This window comes from Streptomyces turgidiscabies Car8 (assembly GCF_000331005.1).
Taxonomy (GTDB): domain Bacteria; phylum Actinomycetota; class Actinomycetes; order Streptomycetales; family Streptomycetaceae; genus Streptomyces; species Streptomyces turgidiscabies.
In genome coordinates this window covers 1-1,180 of the sequence record NZ_AEJB01000683.1, presented here as the reverse complement: position 1 = coordinate 1,180, position 1,180 = coordinate 1, and the positions used below count along the sequence as shown (strand labels likewise).

Genomic DNA, 1,180 nt, shown 5'->3' with positions numbered 1-1,180 from the left:
TTCGGCGAGCAGGTGGATGACTCGGCGACGGCGTGTCCGCGCAGGTGCCGTCGATCGGGGGCACGAGCTTGACCCGCGAGTACTGCTCGACCTCCGCGATGGCCGACCGGAGCACCTCCGTCATGGAGACCGGGTTGCTCCACTGACGGCGCGAGACCGCGCCGCCCAGGACGGCGAGGTTCTCGGCGTGCCGGCGGATACGGGTGGCGAGATGGTCGACGTGGAAGAGGCCCTTGAGGAGGTCCGGGTCCTCGATCTCGTGTTCCAGCTCGTCGAGGATGGAGATCTCGCGGTGCACGAGCGACTGAAGGCGCCGGGCGAGGTTGACGAAGACCTCGACCTTCTGTTCGCTGCCCGCCTGGCTGGAGAGCTGCGAGGCCTGGACGACCGCGGTGTAGGCGCCGTCGTGGGCGCGGGCGATGTCGGAGCCGAGGAGCTCGAAGTCGTCGGCGTCGGGCGCCGGGGCGCCGCGGGTGGCGCGGGCGGGGGGTGCGTCGCCGCGGCGCAGCGCCTCGACGAGGGCGCGCAGGTCCGTTTCGCTGCGGGCGCTGACGCGGCGCAGGGCGGCGAGGCGTTCGTGCACGGAGCCGGCGGCACGGTCGGCGGCGACCAGGGCGATCACGATGCCCCCGAGGGCCACGCCGACCGCCCCGGCGATCACGGCGAACAGGGTGAGGGTGGGCCGCACCTCGGAGGAACGGACGATGAACAGCACGGCCGCGCAGGCGCTGAGGGCGACCGCGAGCGGCGGCAGCACGGCGAGCCGCATGAGCTGGGGCCGTATGTGGGTCTCGGGCAGCGAGGGGACGGTACGGGCGACCGGCCGACCGTGCCGCCCGCCCTCACGGCGGTCTGCGCGGGGGGCCGGTGCTCGGAGGTGAGACATCTTCGTCCTCGTACTGGTGCGTCGGGACCTGGGGATCGCGCGTCTGCGCGAGTCGGGTGTGCGCCATCGCGGTGCCGGTCGGGAGCCGAGAAAAACGGCCCTGTGTTGCCCGGCGGCCACTCACAGTAGTCGGGAAGGAATCAGGTGCGGTGGGCAGTTGACAAACTCCTCCGGGCAGCGCCCCGCTCTGCTATGAGGCCTCGCACGGCAGACCGATAACCTCTTCGGACGCGCGTTCCCTCACCCCGTCGAATCGATCAGACCTGGTCGGAGGCGGTCACGAAAAGACGGCGA

General features: G+C 71.9%; 1 pseudogene. It reads right to left on the bottom strand.

The window, feature by feature from the left end:
• Positions 1 to 886: pseudogene (locus STRTUCAR8_RS47370) on the bottom strand (ATP-binding protein); the annotation flags it as partial.
• Positions 887 to 1,180 lie beyond the last annotated feature (294 nt).